The following is a 14,029-nucleotide window of genomic DNA, read 5'->3' on the forward strand; positions in this document are numbered from 1 at the left end:
GCGGGCGCGGAATCCAACAGCTCGAACCCGAAGGCCCCGACCGCCGCCCTTCCCCGGGCGCCGTCCGCCCCGGCAGCCCCCCGAGCCGCCGGGGCGGACGCTCACGCGTACCGCAGCTCGCCCGGCCGCACCGAGCGGCGCAGCAGCGGCAGTGACGTGGCCGCCGCCAGCAGGCAGAGCGCGTAACCGCCGACCGGGACCAGCAGTGCCATGTACGGCACGGGGATCGCCGTGTGCTCAGAGGCGGCGGCTCCGTACCAGACGCCGATCGTCATGCCGCCGAGGCCCGCCAGCGTGAGCGCGGGTGCCAGCGGCAGCGCGGTCTCCAGCAGGGTCGCCCGCGCGAGCACCGAGTACGGCACTCCGGCCGCCACCTGGGCGGCGAGTCCACGGCGCCGGGTGGCGACGGACTCGGCGGTGCCGACGGCGAGCGCGGACAGGACCAGGGCGAACGCGACGAGGAGCGCGAGACCCACGAGGTTCAGGCCGTTCTCGTAGAACCCGATGTCCGCCGCGTATCCGTCCGCCCGGTCGTGCAGGACCGAGAGCAGCACCTGCCGTATCCCCATGAAGCCCGAGCCGACGACCGTCACCAGCAGGACCGCGGCATGCGTACGGGCCCCCGCCCACGGGTCGTCCCGCAGTCGCTCCGCCGCGATCAGCACCGCCGGGCGCCGGGCGCGGGCGGCCATGCCCTCGCCGAGCTGCCGGGCCGAGGCGCCGGTCAGCCACACCGCGACGGCACCGATCAGCAGGCACACGCCGAAGACCGTGAGTGGGGTGAGGGCGAACTCGAAGGGCACGTCGTGGAAGGGGGTGGTCACGATGTACACCACCGTCAGCACCAGCACCGCCGTCGCCACCCGGAACAGCCGCCCCGGGCCTTCGGCCGGCCGCAGCCGCCGGATCCGCCCCAGCGGAGAAGCCACCACCCCGCGCAGCATCAGGGCACTCACCGCCGCGCCCAGCACCGGCACGCCGACGGCCACCACGGTGATGCCCGCCCAGGCCAGGGGGACGGGGTGGTGCCACAGCCGCAACAGCGCCGGTACGGCGGACGCCGTGGTCACCGCCGACCCCGCCAGACAGGCCGGCCCCGACTCCAGCGCCGCGATCCGCCGCGTCTGGGCGGGGGTGGCCCCGGCGAGCCGCAGCGCGGCCAGCCGCCGGTCGCGCTGCACCGCGCCGACGCGGGCGCACTGGCCCAGAAAGCCGAGCACCGGGATGAACAGCAGCAACAGCGCGGCGACCGCACCGATCCGGGTACCGGGATCGTCGAGCAGCCCGCCGCCCACGGGCACCCTGTGGTGCCCCTCCAGCGGCAGCAACACGGCGACGACCAGCCCGAGCCCTGTCGCCAGCGCCGCCCCGACGGCGGTGAGCCCGACCCGCCACCACTCCCGCCGATCCGCACCCCGGGTGAGCAGCCAGGCCAGCCGCAGATCACCCCTCAGCGCCCCCCATGCCCTCACGCCGCCACCCCCCGCACGGCCACGGCCCCGTCCGTCAGGCGTATCTCTCGGTCCGCGTAGGCCGCCACCTGGTCGTCGTGGGTGACGAGGACGACCGCGGTGCCGGTGTCGCGGGCCGTGTGGACCAGGGCCGTCATCACCTGCTCGGTGGTCAGGGAGTCGAGGGCGCCGGTCGGCTCGTCCGCGAAGACGATCCGCGGGGCGGTCACCAACGCCCGGGCCAGCGCGACCCGTTGGGCCTGGCCGCCGCTCATCTCGCCGGGGCGCAGGTCCGCCTGGCCGCGCACTCCGAAGCGCTCCAGCCACTCGCCGGCCCCGGCCCGTGCCTCCGCGCGCGAGGCCCCGGCAAGGAGCAGCGGCAGCGCCACGTTGTCCAGCGCCGTCAGCTCGGGTATCAGCTGCCCGAACTGGAACACCACCCCGAACTCGGTCCGCCGCAACTCGCTCAGCCGCTTCTCCGCCAGCTCGTCCAGCCGCTGCCCGGCATACGTCACCGAGCCCGCGTCCGGGCGGACGATCCCGGCGAGACAGTGCAGCAGCGTGGATTTTCCACTGCCGCTCACGCCGGTCACGGCGAGCAGCTCGCCGTCCCGCAGCTCGACCGAGGCGCCGCGCAGGGCCTCGGTCCTGCCGTGCGCCTTGACGAGGTCACGAGCCGCCAACAGCGGCACCGCCTCGCCCCCCTTGTCGCTCATGCTGCGTCTACCTCCGCGATCAGAGTGGTGAGCCGGACCCCGGTGGTGGTCATCCAACGGAGGTCGGCGTCAAGGTGGTTGAGGGCGTAATCGGCCGAGAGCACGGTCGCGAGATCGGCGCCCCGCGCGGTCTTCACCGCAGTCAGCTCCCGCATCCGCTCCAGGTGCGCGGCGCGTTGGGCGCGCAGATACGCGTCCGCGTCACCGCCGGACAGGATCGAGACGACGACCTTGGCGAAGATCTCGTTCGTCACGAAGGGCGCGGGCGGGGCGATCTCCCGTGCCCACGCGGCCAGTTCACGCTCCCCCTCGTCGGTCCAGCGGTACTTGGTCCGCTCCGGACCACCGTCCGAATCGGTGCCCTCGACCTCCGCGAGGCCGTCCCGGACCAGGCGCTGCAGGGTCGTGTAGACCTGCCCGTAGGCGAGCGGACGGGCCTGCGGGAAGCGTTCGTCGTGCCGTCGCTTGAGGTCGTAGCCATGGCTCGGCCCCGAGGCGAGCAGCCCCAGCAGGATGTGGCGGGTGCTCATGGCGATCATTATGCACGCGGTACATGTACTGAGTGAATAGTGGAGCGCGCGGTGGCGTACGGCGGTGCCGGGCCACCTGACGCAGAATGTGAGGAAAGGCACGTAGTCCCCGGTCGTACGTCTGCCACCGCGCCCACTGGGTAGGCCTGCGGTAACCCGCAAGGTCGCCGTACCCGAAAGAAGGAGGCCCCCGTGGCCGCACTGGCACACCCCCTCTCCAAACCCGAGGCGGATCTCTGCGCCTTCAGCGCGGAGGGCGCCTGCGCCGAGACCCCGCTGACCAGCGAACCTCCGCTGCCCGACGCCGAGCCCCTGACCAGTGAGCCGCCGCTCGCCGACGCGTCCTCGCTGACCAGCGAGTCGGCGCCGTTCGCAGACGTAGAGCCGGAATTCACGGCGCTGTAGATGACCACGCAGGCGCCGGGAGGCCGAGGATGAGCGCGCAGGGGCCGGACGCACCCGAACCGTCCGCCGAGGAGTCGCCGGCCGAGGCACCGCCCGCCGTCGACCCGTACGTCGAGGACCTGACCCGGCTGGCCGCGCTGTACGGCGTCGCCGGCTCCTACAGCCCGTCCCCGGACCGTACGGTCATGGCCTCCGCCACCGCCGTCACCCTCGCCCTGGCCGCCCTCGGCGTCGACGCGAGCACCCCGGAGGCGGCCCACGCGGCGCTCGACGCCCGGGAGCGCGAACTGGCGGAGCGGCTGCTGCCCCCGACCGTGGTCGTGTGGAGCGGCGGTACGTCCGCCGCGCTCGACGCTCTCCCGGCCGGCACCCGGCTGCGGATCGAGACCGAGCAGGGCGAGACCCGCGCCGACACCGGCCGACTCCCCCACGGCGTCCACCGGTTGACCGCCACCGCGCCCGACGGCCGCACCGCCGAGGCCCACCTGGTCGTCGCCCCGGCCCATCTGCCCACGCCCACCGGACGCTCGTACGGACTGCTCGTCCAGCTCTACTCCCTGCTCTCCGGGCGCTCCTGGGGCATGGGCGACTTGGGGGACCTCGGCGAACTGAGCGCCTGGGCAGGGCGTGCGCTCGGCGCCGGCTTCATCCAGGTCAACCCGCTGCACGCGGCCGTGCCCGGACCGCCCACCGACCCGTCCCCCTACCGCCCCTCCTCCCGCCGCTTCCCCGACCCCGTCCACCTGCGCGTCGAGGACGTCCCCGAGTACGCGTACGTCACCGAGCCCGAGCGGCTGCGGACGCTCCTGGAACAGGGCGCGCGGTTGCGTGAAGCGGTGCTGGAGAAGGGCGAGTTGATCGACCGGGACGCGGTCTGGGAGCTGAAGCGGGAGGCACTGGAGCTGATCCGCGAGGTCCCGCTCGGGCCTGGCCGACGGGCGGAGTACGTCGACTTCCTGGCCCGCGAGGGCGAGGCGCTGGAGGACCACGCGACCTGGTACGCCCTCGCCGAGGTGCACGGCGCCGACTGGAGCCGGTGGCCCGAGGGCCTGCGCGACCCCCGCTCGGCCGAAACGGCACGCGCCCGCGGCGAGTTGATGGACCGCGTCGACTTCCACTGCCGGCTCGCCTGGCTCACCGACGCCCAACTCACCGCCGCCCAGCGCACAGCGCGCGAGTCCGGCATGCCCGTCGGGCTCGTCCACGACCTCGCGGTCGGCGTGCACCCGCTGGGCGCCGACGCCTGGGCGCAGCAGGAGTACTTCGCCGCCGGCATGTCGGTGGGCGCCCCGCCCGACGCCTTCAACTCCCGCGGCCAGGACTGGGGCCTGCCCCCCTGGCGCCCGGACCGCCTCGCCGAGTCGGGCTACGCGCCCTACCGCCGCCTGCTGCGCGCCCTGTTCCGCTACGCCGGCGCCCTGCGCATCGACCACGTCATGGGCCTGTTCCGCCTCTGGTGGGTCCCGCAGGGCCGCCCGCCCACGGAGGGCACCTACGTCCGCTACGACGCCGAGGCCATGCTCGCCGTCCTCGTGCTGGAGGCCGAGCGCGCCGGGTCCTTCGTCATCGGCGAGGACCTGGGGACCGTGGAGCCCGGTGTGCGGGAGGCGCTGCGCGAACGCGGGGTGCTCGGCACGTCCGTGCTGTGGTTCGAGCGGGACTGGGAGGGCGACGGCCGTCCCGTGCCGCCGGAAGCCTGGCGCGCCGACTGCCTCGCCACCGCCACCACCCACGACCTGCCCTCCACCGCCGCCCGTCTCACCGGCGAACACGTCGAACTCCGCGACCGGCTCGGCCTGTTGACCCGCCCGGTGGACGAGGAACGGGCCGAGGCGGCGGCGGACACGGGGGAGTGGCTGGCCCTGCTCGCCCGGCTCGGCCTGCTGCACGGCACCGGCGGCGGCCACAGCACCTCCACCGAGGAGGCCGAGATCCAGGCCGTGCACCGCTTCCTGCTGCGCACCCCGGCCCACCTGATCGGCATCTGGCTCCCCGACACGGTCGGCGACCGGCGCCCGCAGAACCTGCCGGGCACCTGGGACCAGTACCCGAACTGGCGGCTGCCGATCGCCGACGCCGACGGCCGCCCGGTCACCCTGGAGGAACTCGCGGCCTCACCGCGACTGCACGCCCTGATCGAGGTGATCCGGGCGGGGTGACGGTGGCAGGGGCGCGCCGGGCCCGGAGTCGGGGGCGCCCCATACGACACCCCGGACGAGCGTCCCCATTCGTCGTTCGATACTTTTGTGATCGTGGACAAGAAGAACGCCCTGCGCGCCGGCGCCCTGGCTGCCGGAACGACGCTGATGATGCTGCTCATGTCGTCCCCTGCGCTCGCGCTGACGCGCGACGACGGCGACGACCCCGGCCACGGTCTCAGCGTCATCGAGACGCTGAGCCTCTACGTGCTGACGCCGCTCGCCCTGTTCGCGATCATCGCGGGTCTGGTGCTGGCCCTGGACAAGTCCAAGGACCGCGAGCCGAAGACGAAGGCTCCGGCCAAGGCGAAGGTCTGACCGCACTCCTCACCGCACTTCAGCACTGAGGTCATCGCACTTCCACACTGAGGGCGCCGTCCCCGCCGTACGTACGCGCATCCGCCGTACGCACCGCGAGGACGGCGCCCTCGGCGTGTTTCAGGGGCTGGGCCTGGTCAGGTACCGCTGGACCGTGGGCGCCAGCCACGCCACGATCTCCTCGCGGGCCAGCGCCACGACCGGCGGCAGCCGCAGCACATAACGGGTCAGCGCGAGCCCCAGCAACTGCGTCGCGCACAGCGCGGCCCGGGTCGGGACCTGCTCGGGGTCCGGGCACACCTGGCGGGCGACCGGCAGCAACTGGTCACGGAAGATGGCCTGCATCCGCACGGCCCCGGCCTCGCTGGTGGCGCCGACCCGCAGCAGCGCGGTGAGCACCTCGCTCTCCTCCCACATGGCGAGGAAGTGCTTGACGAGGACCTCGCCGACGTCCTGCCGGCGCAGCGCGCCGATGTCCGGCAGCTCCAGGTCGACGGAGACGGCCGCCGCGAAGAGGCCCTCCTTGTTGCCGTAGTAGCGCATCACCATCGAGGGGTCGATGCGCGCGTCCTTGGCGATGGCGCGGATGGTGGCGCGCTCGTACCCGTCGGCCGCGAAGCGCTCTCGCGCGGCGGCGAGGATCGCGTCGCGCGTGCCGTCGGAACGGCGGCGCGGGGGGTCTGTGGTGCCTGTGGGGCCTGTGGTGTCGCTTCCGTTCCCGTTCATGCCCACAAGCGTAGGCCAACGCGTGTTGGTCAACAATCGTTTGCCAACACGTGTTGACTTGCGTGCCGAGGTGCGTCTATCTTCGTCAACAAGCGTTGGCAAACATGCGTTGGCATTAGGAGGCCACCATGAACAGCACCCCCGCCTCCACCCTCACCCCCGTGATCGTCGTCGGCTCCGGCCCCACCGGTCTGCTGCTGGCCGGTGACCTCGCCGCCGCCGGCGTCCCCGTCACCCTGCTCGAAAAGCGCCCGCACGAACTCAGCAACCTGTCCCGGGCGTTCGGTGTGCACGCCCGCACCCTGGAGCAGCTCGACGCCCGCGGTCTGACCGAGCAGTTGATCGCCACCGGCGACACCATCACCGGACTGCGCCTCTTCCGCCGGCTCACGCTGGATCTCGGCACGCTGCCGTCCCGGTTCCCGTTCCTGCTGATCACCCCGCAGTACGAGGTCGAACGGCTGCTGGAGCGGCGGGCGCGGGAGGCGGGAGTCACGTTCGAGTACGAGGCCGAGGTCGTCGGGCTGCGGCAGGACGGCGAGGGGGTCGACCTGGACGTCCGTGGCGCGGACGGCACGGTCGGCACCCGGCGGGCCGCCTACGTCGTCGGTGCGGACGGCCATCACAGCGCCGTACGCCGGGCCGTGGGGCTGCCCTTCCCCGGTGTCGCCGTCATCAAGTCGCTGTTCCTGGCGGACGTGCGGCTCGCGCGACCGCCCGAGAGTGTGCTCACGGTCAACGGCGCGGGTGACGCCTTCGCGATGATCGCCTCGTTCGGCGACGGCTGGTACCGGGTCATGGGCTGGAACCGCCGCAACGAGGTGGCCGACGACGTCCCGATCGACCTCGACGAGATCAAGGAGGTCACCCGGCGCGCCCTGGGCACCGACTACGGCATGCACGACGCCCGCTGGCTCTCCCGCTTCCACAGCGACGAGCGCCAGGCGCCGGAGTACCGGGTCGGACGGGTCTTCCTCGCGGGCGACGCGGCGCATGTCCACTCCCCGGCCGGCGGCCAGGGCATGAACACCGGTCTCCAGGACGCGGCCAACCTCGGCTGGAAACTCGCCGCGGCCGTCCAGGGCCGGGCGCCCGAGGGCCTCCTCGACACCTACCAGTCCGAACGGCACCCCGTCGGCAAGGCGGTCCTGCGCAGCAGCGGCGGTCTGGTCCGCCTCGCCCGCGCGCAGAGCCCGGCGCTCCGCGCCGTCCGCGGCCTCGTCTCGGCCTTCGTCAACATGGCCTGCCCCGTCCAGCGCAAGGCCCTCGCCCAGGTCTCCGGCCTCGGCTACGCCTACCCGGCCCCCCGAGGCGCCCACCGCCTCACCGGCACCCGCGCCCCGGACATCGCCCTGAAGGACGGCGGCCGCCTGTACGAGGCTCTGCGCGGCGGCCGGTTCGTACTGATCACGCCGGAGGGCTACGAACAACCCGAGGGGTACGACGGTCAGGGCGCTCGCAAGGACCTGCTGGCCGTGGAGCGCTGGGCGAGCCGGCGGCGTACGACCCTGCTGGTGCGGCCCGATGGATACGTGGCCTGGGCGGCGGAGTCGGCGGACGTGCCGGCGATCGAGCGGGCGCTCGCCGCGCACGTGGGTTGAACGGCACCGAATGAGGCCGCGCCGGGCTGAACCGGCCCGCTATCGCTGCGTGTTCTGTGTCCCCGCCAGCAACTCTCTGAGCAGGTCGGCCAGTTGGCCGGCCTGTTCGGCGTCGAGGGTGGACAGGGCCTCCGTCTCGACGGCGAGGCCCGCGGCGACCGCGCGGTCGACGATGTCCAACCCCTTCTCAGTCAGGGTGACTTGGAGGGCGCGGCGGTCGTGCGGGTCGGGGGAGCGGCGGAGCAGTCCGGCCCGCTCCAGTTTGTCGAGGCGGCCGGTCATGCCGCCCGTGGTGAGCATCAGCGTCGCCGAGAGCTGGCGGGGCGAGAGGGCGTGCGGTGCGCCCGAGCGGCGCAGGGTGGCCAGTACGTCGAACTCGCCGCGGGCGATGCCGTAGGGCGCGTACGCCTTCTCCATGCGGTCGCCCATCTCGCGGGAGAGCCGGAAGATCCGCCCGAAGACCTCCATCGCGGCGGTGTCGAGATCGGGTCGCACCGCCGCCCACTGCTCGACGATCGCGTCGACGGGGTCTTTGTGGGTCATGGGTCGAGTATCCGCCGTGGGTCGATCGGCCGCAAGAAAGTGGCTTGACGGTAAGTCGCTTAGCGCTAAGCTAATTAGCATCGACCTATCTCGAAGGGTGCGTCCCATGGCCACCGCAAGCCGGCGTTCGACCCTGACCGTGCTCACCGTCTTGACCGCCCTCGCCCCCGTCTCCTGGGGCACGACCTATGCCGTGACCACGGAGTTCCTGCCACCGGACCGGCCGCTGTTCACCGGGCTGATGCGGGCGCTGCCCGCCGGTCTTGTCCTGCTGGCGCTGGCCCGGGTGCTGCCGCGCGGCATCTGGTGGGCGAAGGCGGCGGTGCTCGGGGCGCTGAACATCGGGGCGTTCTTTCCGCTGCTGTTCCTGTCGGCGTACCGGATGCCCGGTGGGATGGCGGCGGTGGTCGGCTCGGTGGGGCCGCTGTTCGTGGTCGGGCTCTCGGCGCTGTTGCTCGGGCAGCGGCCGACGGGGCGTGCGCTGGTCGCCGGGATCGTGGCCGCGTTCGGTGTCAGTCTGGTCGTACTGAAGGCGGCGGGTGCGCTGGACCCGGTCGGGGTGCTGGCCGCCGTCGCCTCGACCGCGTCCATGTCGACCGGCACCGTGCTCACCAAGAAGTGGGGCCGGCCCGAGGGCGTGGGCCCATTGGCGCTCACCGCCTGGCAGTTGACCGCGGGCGGTCTGCTCATCGCCCCGCTCGCGCTCCTGGTCGAGGGCGCCCCACCTGCACTCGACGGCTGCGCGCTCGGCGGCTACCTCTATCTCGCCCTCGCCAACACGGCCCTCGCGTACTGGCTCTGGTTCCGCGGCATCGGCCGCCTCACCGCCACGCAGGTCACCTTCCTGGGCCCGCTCTCCCCGCTGACCGCGGCGATCGTCGGCTGGTCCGCCCTCGGACAGGCACTGACCCCGGTCCAACTGGCGGGGATGACGCTGGCGTTCGGGGCGACGGTGGTGGGGCAGTTGGGGGCGGGGCGGCGTGGTCCGGTGGGGAGGGCGGGCGTGGCGGGCACGGCGTTGCCGCGTGCCGCGGCGAAGCGAGGAGAAGGCGGCCGGGCGTCGGCGGGACCGGTGGCCCGAGCCGCAGGGGATCCGGTGGCGCCGGCGTCAGCCGGATCGGCCGCCTGGGCATCAGCGGAGTCAGCGGCATCAACGGAGTCTGCGGCCCGCGCGGCAGCCGTCCCCGTTCCCGGCGCCGCCCCAGCCATCGCCCATCAGCCGAAGTAGTGCCCCTCCTCCAGGTCCGCGAGCAGACCCGGCTCTGTCGGCTGCCAGTTCAGGCGCTCGCGGGTCAGTTCGCTGGACGCGGGGATGTCGAGGGCGGCGATGCGGCCGATCCAGCCGAAGTGGGCGTCGGCCTCCTCGGCGGAGACGCCGTTGACCGGCAGGTCCAGCCGGCGGCCGATGGTCTCGGCGATGTCCCGGAACGCGATGCCCTCCTCGGCGATCGCGTGCACCCGGGTGCCCGCCGCGGCCTCTTCGAGCGTCAGCCGGAACAGGCGTGCCGCGTCCAGGCGGTGCACGGCGGGCCAGCGGTTGGTGCCGTCACCGACGTACGCGGAGAAGCCCTTGGCGCGGGCGACCTCGATCAGGAGGTGGACGAAGCCGTGGTCGCCGCGGCCGTGCACGGTGGGTGCGAAGCGGACGGAGGATGAACGGACGCCGTGGTCGGCGAGTCCCAGGGCGGTGATCTCCGACCGCAGCCGGGGCGAGCCGAACCACTCGCCCTCCGGCGTGTAGTCCTCGGTCACGACCTGGCCGGGCCGCAGCCCCGCCGTGCCCGAGGAGATCGCGAAGGGCTTGCCGGAGCCTTCGAGTGCGGCGCCGATCGTCTCGATGGCCCGCAGGTCCGCCGCGCAGGACGCCTCGAAGTCCGAGAAGTCGTGGATGAACGCCAGATGGGCGACCGCGTCGGCGGCCGCGGCGCCCTTGGTCAGGCTGTCGAGGTCGTCGAGGTTTCCGTGCAGGACCTCGGCCCCGGCGTCCACCAGCGCCGCGGCGGACCGTTCCGAGCGGGCGAGGCCGGTGACCTGGTGACCGGCGGCGAGGAGTTCGCGGACCACGGCGGAACCGATGAAGCCGGTGGCGCCCGTGACGAATACGCGCATGGTGTGTCCTTCGGAGGAAAGGAGGGCTGCGCCTCCGGAAAGAGAAGGCGCGATGCCTCCGGGAGAAAGGAGGCGCGGTCCCTCCGGGAGAGAAGAGGTGCCGTGCCTCCATCGTCCGAAGGGGCACCCCTCCGCGTCCAAAGCCTGTTCCGCATCGCGCAATACGTTTCGGGCATCACTCCAGGCCGTGGCGGTACGGTGGGAGCATGCCCTTCTCGGACGGCACCCCCGACCTCGACCTCGACCTCCGGCTGGTCCGCTACTTCACCGCCGTGGCCGAGCACCGGCACTTCGGCCGCGCCGCCGACGCCCTGCACACCACCCAGCCGTCCCTCAGCCGGCAGATCCGCCGCCTGGAACAGCAGGTGGGTGCCCGGCTCCTGGACCGCACCCCGCGGGGCACGCGGCTCACCGAGGCCGGCGAGGTGTTCCTGCCGCACGCCGAGGCGTTGCTGCACTCCGCCGCCCAGGCCGCCGCGCAGGCCCGCGCCGCCGCCCGGCCGCCCCGGATCACCGTCGGCTACACCGCGGGCGTGATCGTCACCCCGGCGGTGCGCGCACTGCGCCACCGGCACCCCGATGCCGAGGTGGAGACCCGGCACCTGGGTTTCGGCGAGTCCCGTGAGGCCCTGCTCGACCACCGGGTGGACGCCCTGGTGACCCGACTGCCGTTGCCCAGCGCCGGGTTGGAGGTGACGGTCCTCTACGACGAGGAGCGGGTCGTGGTGCTCCCGCTCGACCACCGGCTGGCCGGCAAGGAGTCCGTCACCGTCGACGACATCGCCGACGAGCCGCTGCCCCGCGTCCCCGGCGCGGACCCCGCGTGGGAGGCCTTCTGGCGCCTGGAACCTCGCCCGGACGGCGGCCGCGCACCCGACGGTCCCGTGGTCGGCGCCCTGGAGGACAAGTTCGAGGTCGTCGCCGACGGCCGGGCCGTGGCCATCACCGCCCACCCACGAGGCCGGCCGATCCGCCCCGACCTCACGGTCGTCCCCCTGACCGGTGTTCCCCCCGCCCAGGTCGCCCTGGCCACCCGCGCGGGTGACCGGGGACGCCTGGTGACGGCCTTCAGAAAAGCGGCGCGCAGCCACCTCACGGGTTCCGATCCGCAGTAGCGTCACCTCGTCCCCGCGTGACGCATTTCCCGGAGGTGCCCGTGGTCGCCGAGGTCTGCGCGGTCTGTGCGAAGCCGCTGCCCGCTCGTAACGGCCGTACGGGCCGGAGTTCCGTCTACTGTTCCGCCGCCTGCCGGCAGAAGGCCTACCGGGAGCGGCAGGGGGACGCCGGCGCCGGTGTGCACGGGCTGATCAAGGAGATCGGGCGGCAGGTGGAGGAGCTGGTGCCGCAGCCGCCTTCCGTCTTCTACTTCGGCGTGACGGAACTGTCCTCGTCCGTCGCCCGGCTCCGGCGCGTGGCCCGCACGGCACGGGACAGCGCCCGGGAATCCGTCACGCCGACCCCCGTGACGGAAGTCCCCGTGACGGAAGCCCCTACGGCGGAAACCCCGGCCCCTCACACCCCCGCCCCCCAACTCACCCTCACCGAGACCGACTTCGCCGCGCTCACCGAGTCCCATCGCCGTGAGATCCAGGTGCACTGCTACCGCATGTCCGGCTCGTACGACGACGCCGAGGACCTCGTGCAGGAGACCTTCCTGCGGGCCTGGCGGGCCCGGGACGCCTTCGAGGGGCGGGCGAGCGCGCGGACCTGGCTGTACCGGATCGCCACCAACGCCTGCCTCGACTTCCAGCGCCGTACCGCCCGCCGCCCGCAGCGCTACGAGCCCATCCCCGGCATGAACCACGGCACCGGCGAGGCCCCGGCCCGGCTGACCTGGCTCCAGCCCTACCCCGACGACGAGTTGCCCTCGGCGGAGGAGCAGCCCGAGGCCGCCGCCGTCGGCAAGGAGACCCTGGAGCTGGTCTTCCTCGCCGCCATCCAGCACCTCCCGCCCCGCCAGCGCGCCGTGCTGATCCTGCGGGACGTGCTCGGGCTCACCGCCGCCGAGACCGCCGAGGCGCTCGACCTGACCGTGGCCTCCGCCAACAGCGCCCTCCAGCGCGCCCGCCCCACTCTCCGCGACCACCTGCCCGACCGCCGCGGCGACTGGACCGCCGCCGCGCCCACCGACGCCCAACGCGCCGTCCTGCAGGGGTACATGGCCGCCGTCGAACGCCTCGACTTCGCCGCGATGACCGACCTGCTCAGCAAGGACGTCACGCTCACCATGCCGCCCAACCCCTTCTGGTTCACCGGCCGCGACGCCCTCGTCGACTTCGTGCGGCCCAACCTCGACCCGGCCTCCCCGATGTTCCTCGGCCACTGGCGCAACCTGCCCGCCCGCGCCAACGGCCAGCTGGCGACCGGGGGTTACGTCCGCAGGCCCGGCACGAACGTCTACCGCGCCCAGGTCCTCGACGTGCTCCGCTTCGACGCCGACGACCGGATCGCCGAGATCATGTCCTTCGAGCCGCACCTGTTCCCGGCCTTCGGACTGCCCCTCAGGCTCTGACCGGGAGCGTCCGGTGAGCGACCGATGAGTGATCGCGAAGGCGTGCGTCTGTATCGGTGTCAACGGCCCGTACGGAACACCACTTCAGGAGATCACCATGCTGCTCACCGACAAGACCGCGATCATCTACGGCGCCGGCGGCTCCATCGGCTCGGCCGTGGCCCGTGCCTTCGCCGCCGAAGGCGCCCGCGTCCACCTCGTCGGCCGCACCCGGCAGACGCTGGAGGCCGCGGCCGCGGACCTCAAGGACGCCGAGATCGCGGTCGTCGACGCCCTCGACGAGGCGGCCGTGGAGGCGCACGCCGAGTCGGTCGGCGACATCGACATCTCGTTCAACCTGGTCAGCCGCGGCGATGTGCAGGGCGCCCCGCTCACCGACCTGGCCGTCGACGACTTCCTGCGGCCCGTCCTCAACGGCGTCCGCGCCAACTTCATCACCGCCCGCGCCGCCGGACGCCGGATGGCCGAGCGTGGTTCCGGCGTCATCCTCACCCTCAACAGCGCCTCCGCGCACGGCAGTCCGATGATGGGCGGCACGGGACCCGCCGATGCCGCGATCGACACCCTCGTACGGAATCTGGCGGTGGAGCTCGGGCCGCGCGGGGTGCGGGCGGTGGGGCTGTGGGCGGCCGGGGTGCCGGAGACGTTCACCGTGGAGAAGCTGGCCGCGGTCAACCCGGCGATCGACGAGGCCGCCGTGGCGGGCATCGTCCAGGGCCTCGCCGGGATGCGCATGACCCGCCGCAACCCGACCCTCGCCGAGGTCGTCGCCACGGCCGTGTTCCTCGCCTCGGACCGGGCGGCCGGGATCACGGGCACGTTCGTCAACGTCACCGGCGGGATGGTCGCCCACTGACGACGGCGGCGGCGGGGGCCCAGGCCCGCGCCCCCCCCGCCCGAACCGCACCGAAGAAGGGGCC

At 73.3% G+C, this 14,029-nt stretch carries 14 protein-coding genes; 8 read left to right on the top strand and 6 right to left on the bottom strand.

All coding sequences use genetic code 11. The annotated features are described in order from the left end of the window. Positions 1-101 precede the first annotated feature (101 nt). Genes ACWDR3_RS44145 through ACWDR3_RS44155 form a run of 3 tightly spaced genes read right to left on the bottom strand, consistent with a single transcriptional unit; the run spans position 102 to position 2,697 of the window. Positions 102-1,472, bottom strand: coding sequence for an ABC transporter permease (locus ACWDR3_RS44145; protein WP_450358344.1), 1,371 nt, complete (start codon positions 1,470-1,472; stop codon positions 102-104). Then, a complete protein-coding gene (locus ACWDR3_RS44150) occupies positions 1,469-2,167 on the bottom strand; it encodes an ABC transporter ATP-binding protein (RefSeq protein WP_450358345.1) in 699 nt (232 codons plus the stop codon). The genes ACWDR3_RS44145 and ACWDR3_RS44150 overlap by 4 nt, the downstream gene beginning before the upstream one ends. Continuing rightward, a complete protein-coding gene (locus tag ACWDR3_RS44155) occupies positions 2,164-2,697 on the bottom strand; it encodes a PadR family transcriptional regulator (RefSeq protein WP_124000010.1) in 534 nt (177 codons plus the stop codon). Before ACWDR3_RS44155 ends, ACWDR3_RS44150 begins: the two co-directional genes overlap by 4 nt. A 192-nt stretch (positions 2,698-2,889) precedes the next feature. On the opposite strand from ACWDR3_RS44155, the gene ACWDR3_RS44160 reads away from it, so the two are divergent. The 3 genes from ACWDR3_RS44160 to ACWDR3_RS44170 all read left to right on the top strand — a co-directional run bounded on the left by ACWDR3_RS44160 (position 2,890) and on the right by ACWDR3_RS44170 (position 5,618). After that, positions 2,890-3,102: a hypothetical protein gene (locus ACWDR3_RS44160; protein ID WP_450358346.1), complete on the top strand. Its 213-nt coding sequence runs from the start codon at positions 2,890-2,892 to the stop codon at positions 3,100-3,102. Between the two features lie 29 nt (positions 3,103-3,131). Further along, on the top strand, positions 3,132-5,261 hold the full coding sequence (gene malQ, locus ACWDR3_RS44165) for a 4-alpha-glucanotransferase (protein ID WP_450358347.1): 2,130 nt from the start codon (positions 3,132-3,134) through the stop codon (positions 5,259-5,261). Between the two features lie 93 nt (positions 5,262-5,354). Continuing rightward, positions 5,355-5,618 (top strand): hypothetical protein, encoded by a 264-nt coding sequence (locus ACWDR3_RS44170; protein ID WP_450358348.1) that lies wholly within the window; start codon positions 5,355-5,357, stop codon positions 5,616-5,618. 120 nt (positions 5,619-5,738) lie between these two features. Here the strand turns inward: ACWDR3_RS44170 and ACWDR3_RS44175 are convergent, their stop codons facing one another. Next, on the bottom strand, positions 5,739-6,344 hold the full coding sequence (locus ACWDR3_RS44175) for a TetR/AcrR family transcriptional regulator (RefSeq protein WP_450358349.1): 606 nt from the start codon (positions 6,342-6,344) through the stop codon (positions 5,739-5,741). Positions 6,345-6,472: 128 nt separating this feature from the next. On the opposite strand from ACWDR3_RS44175, the gene ACWDR3_RS44180 reads away from it, so the two are divergent. Beyond that, positions 6,473-7,945 carry an FAD-dependent monooxygenase gene (locus ACWDR3_RS44180; RefSeq protein ID WP_450358350.1) on the top strand — a complete coding sequence of 491 codons (1,473 nt, stop codon included), beginning with the start codon at positions 6,473-6,475 and terminating at the stop codon, positions 7,943-7,945. Positions 7,946-7,984: 39 nt separating this feature from the next. Here the strand turns inward: ACWDR3_RS44180 and ACWDR3_RS44185 are convergent, their stop codons facing one another. Continuing rightward, entirely contained in the window at positions 7,985-8,488 is a 504-nt protein-coding gene (locus ACWDR3_RS44185; protein WP_402349331.1) for a MarR family winged helix-turn-helix transcriptional regulator, read from the bottom strand. Between the two features lie 106 nt (positions 8,489-8,594). Here ACWDR3_RS44185 and ACWDR3_RS44190 point away from each other — a divergent pair, with 106 nt between their 5' ends. Beyond that, positions 8,595-9,716 carry an EamA family transporter gene (locus ACWDR3_RS44190; RefSeq protein ID WP_450358351.1) on the top strand — a complete coding sequence of 374 codons (1,122 nt, stop codon included), beginning with the start codon at positions 8,595-8,597 and terminating at the stop codon, positions 9,714-9,716. On the opposite strand, the gene ACWDR3_RS44195 is transcribed toward ACWDR3_RS44190, so the two are convergent. After that, a complete protein-coding gene (locus tag ACWDR3_RS44195) occupies positions 9,704-10,597 on the bottom strand; it encodes an SDR family oxidoreductase (protein WP_450358352.1) in 894 nt (297 codons plus the stop codon). The genes ACWDR3_RS44190 and ACWDR3_RS44195 overlap by 13 nt on opposite strands. Before the next feature lie 206 nt (positions 10,598-10,803). On the opposite strand from ACWDR3_RS44195, the gene ACWDR3_RS44200 reads away from it, so the two are divergent. The 3 genes from ACWDR3_RS44200 (at position 10,804) to ACWDR3_RS44210 (ending at position 13,965) form a co-directional block, all read left to right on the top strand. Next, positions 10,804-11,712, top strand: coding sequence for a LysR substrate-binding domain-containing protein (locus tag ACWDR3_RS44200; RefSeq protein ID WP_450358353.1), 909 nt, complete (start codon positions 10,804-10,806; stop codon positions 11,710-11,712). A gap of 41 nt (positions 11,713-11,753) precedes the next feature. Then, positions 11,754-13,109 carry a sigma-70 family RNA polymerase sigma factor gene (locus ACWDR3_RS44205; RefSeq protein ID WP_450358355.1) on the top strand — a complete coding sequence of 452 codons (1,356 nt, stop codon included), beginning with the start codon at positions 11,754-11,756 and terminating at the stop codon, positions 13,107-13,109. Between the two features lie 97 nt (positions 13,110-13,206). Next, positions 13,207-13,965: an SDR family NAD(P)-dependent oxidoreductase gene (locus ACWDR3_RS44210; RefSeq protein ID WP_450358354.1), complete on the top strand. Its 759-nt coding sequence runs from the start codon at positions 13,207-13,209 to the stop codon at positions 13,963-13,965. Positions 13,966-14,029 lie beyond the last annotated feature (64 nt).

The sequence above is a fragment of the Streptomyces sp. NPDC001002 genome, from assembly GCF_053599215.1.